This window comes from Nocardia jiangsuensis, from assembly GCF_042650385.1.
Classification (GTDB): Bacteria; Actinomycetota; Actinomycetes; order Mycobacteriales; family Mycobacteriaceae; genus Nocardia; species Nocardia jiangsuensis.
Window position 1 is genome coordinate 1 of record NZ_JBHSAX010000025.1, and the last position, 2,392, is coordinate 2,392.

At 71.6% G+C, this 2,392-nt stretch carries 2 protein-coding genes; one reads left to right on the forward strand and one right to left on the reverse strand.

Annotated features, from left to right (window positions below; all coding sequences use genetic code 11):
* Positions 1-78 precede the first annotated feature (78 nt).
* Entirely contained in the window at positions 79-1,275 is a 1,197-nt protein-coding gene (locus ACFO0B_RS28490; protein WP_378616280.1) for a GNAT family N-acetyltransferase, read from the reverse strand.
* Between the two features lie 173 nt (positions 1,276-1,448).
* Between ACFO0B_RS28490 and modA the strand changes: the two genes are divergently transcribed.
* Positions 1,449-2,210 carry a molybdate ABC transporter substrate-binding protein gene (gene modA / locus ACFO0B_RS28495; protein ID WP_378616282.1) on the forward strand — a complete coding sequence of 254 codons (762 nt, stop codon included), beginning with the start codon at positions 1,449-1,451 and terminating at the stop codon, positions 2,208-2,210.
* Positions 2,211-2,392: the final 182 nt, after the last annotated feature.

Below are 2,392 nucleotides of genomic sequence, written 5' to 3' on the forward strand. Positions count from 1 at the left end.
CTTCATCTGGCGCAAGACCGCCGAGGAAATCCTGGACTCCCTCGCCCGATATCTTCAACGGATTTCAGGCGCGGAACACTAGAAGAAGGTACCGCTGAACGGCGGTGCGGCGGTGCCGAAGAGCGCGTCGGCGGCCGCCGCGGCGCCGGTGCGCTGCTCCGCGGCGCGTCCGGCGAGGACCAGGTGCCGCCAGGGGGTGCCGCCGAGGTAGGCGGCGGCGAGGGCCGAGACGTCGGCGGTGAGTTCGGGTTCCGCCTCGGTGCGGGTGGCTTCCCCGGCGCTCACCCGGTAGGTGCCGGAGTTGCCGGGCAGGATCGGGTCGGTGATGCCGAGCAGCACCGGCTCGGCGGGCCCGTAACTGCGGCTCGCCAGCGCGGCGGGCACGTCGACCAGGCGCAGCCAGGTCTCGTCCCCGATACCGGTGACGGTGACCGCGCGCTCGTCGGTCACCAGCTCTGCGAGCGGGAAATCGGTTGCCACCATGGGGAATTCGACCCGGTGCACGATATCCAGCGCGAAGAGATGGCGGAGCAGCCCGAGCAGCGCCACCGGTGAGCCCGCCACCAGGTCGCCGACGCGCACCGCGCGGCCGGTGCTGCGCGGCCAGTCGGTGGTGTCGACCGCACGGTATCGGAGGAAGCCGTCCTCGGCGCCGGGCTCCCCGTGCAGCACGACGTGCGAATCGCCGCTGTCGAAGAGTTCGCGGATGCGCCACCAGTACGGAGAGCGGTCGATCTCGCCGGGCCGCGAAAGATCGAGCCGCGCGTGAATTCTCGCGAGCGTCTCGAAGGCGGTGGCGCGTTCGGCGTAGCGCACCGGCCCGGACGGTGGCAGGGTCGGCCGCAGCCGAGCCGCGGCGGTGTCGACCCGCACCGCGGCCGAGCGGCTCGCCACGCCGTAGCCGAACCGCTCGTAGATACCGCCCTGGGTAGCGCGCAGCCCGGCCACGACCTCGCCCCGGTCGGCGATATCGGCGAGGTGGCGCCGCAGCAGCGCGCTCCCGATGCCGCGCCTGGCGTGTGTCGGCAGCACCCCCACCCGGGTGACCCCGGCGTGCGGCACCCGCGCGCCACCGGGCACCACCAGCCTGCCGGTGTACGCCGTGGCCGCACCGGCCGGAAGGCCGTCCACCCTGGCCAGCAGGGTGCGGCCGGGTTCGTTCACCTCGCCCGCCGGAACGTCTCGCGGCGGGATTCCGACCATGGCGACCCGGAACACCTCCGCCGCCGCCTCGACCTCGGCCTCGCTCGACGCCACCCCGATCTCGATCGTCACCGCATCGACTCTACGACCGGTGTGGTGCGGGACCGCCCGTTGCGATCACGGCGAGCCGGGCACCCCGAGATACGCAGTAGCGGATCAGTTCGCTACTTGATTTGGTGATTGCGCCGATAAGATCCCATCGGATTCGCATCTGCGGGTCACAGATGGACGGGACGAGGTCGAACATGATGCGCAAACTGGGAGCCGTCGTCGCCGCGGTGGCCGTGATCGCCGGGTGCGGGACCGAGGACACCGGGTCATCGGACTCGGTCTCCGGCACCGTGACCGTCTTCGCCGCCGCCTCGCTGACCGAGACCTTCACCGACCTCGGCGCGCAGTTCGAGGCCGCGCACCCCGGCGTGCGGGTGGTCTACAACTTCGGGGCCAGCTCGGCGCTCGCCCAGCAGATCGGCCAGGGCGCCCCCGCCGACGTCTTCGCCGCCGCGGCGCCGCGGAACATGCAGCAGGTCCAGGACGGCGGCGACGTCACCGCCGCGCCGGTCACCTTCGTCCGCAATCGCCTCGAGATCGCCGTCCCGGCGGGAAATCCCGGGGGCATCACCGGCTTGGCCGACTTCGGCAGGGCCGGGCCGAAGCTCGCGCTCTGCGCCGAGCAGGTGCCTTGCGGGGCCGCCGCGGCCACGGTCTTCCAAGCCGCGGGCATCACCCCGCAGCCGGATACCAGGGAGGCCGACGTCAAAGCCGCGCTCACCAAGGTCACGCTGGGCGAGGTCGACGCCGCGCTCGTCTACCGCACCGATGTGCGCGCGGCGGGGAGCAAGGTGCAGGGCATCGACTTCCCGGAGGCGGCGAGCGCCGTCAACGATTACCCCATCGCGCCGCTCGCCGCGGCGCCCAACGGCACGGCCGCGGCGGCGTTCGTCCAGTTCGTGACGTCCGAGCAGGCCCGGCCGGTGTTCGCCGCGGCGGGGTTCGACCGGCCCTGACGAGAACACCATGCTCTCGCTTAGAGAATGACGTTAGTGCAGAATGAGAGCGGACCCCCCGGGCCACGGCACCGACACGAGGAGCAAGCGCATGGCTTACGTAATCACGCAGCGTTGCTGTAACGACGCGAGTTGTGTCTCCGAGTGCCCGGTCGATTGCATTCGTCCGACTCCGGATCAGC

Bases quoted from the DNA above. Each gene is read 5' to 3' on its own strand.
- modA (WP_378616282.1), top strand. From the start codon at position 1,449: ATGATGCGCAAACTGGGAGCCGTCGTCGCCGCGGTGGCCGTGATCGCC.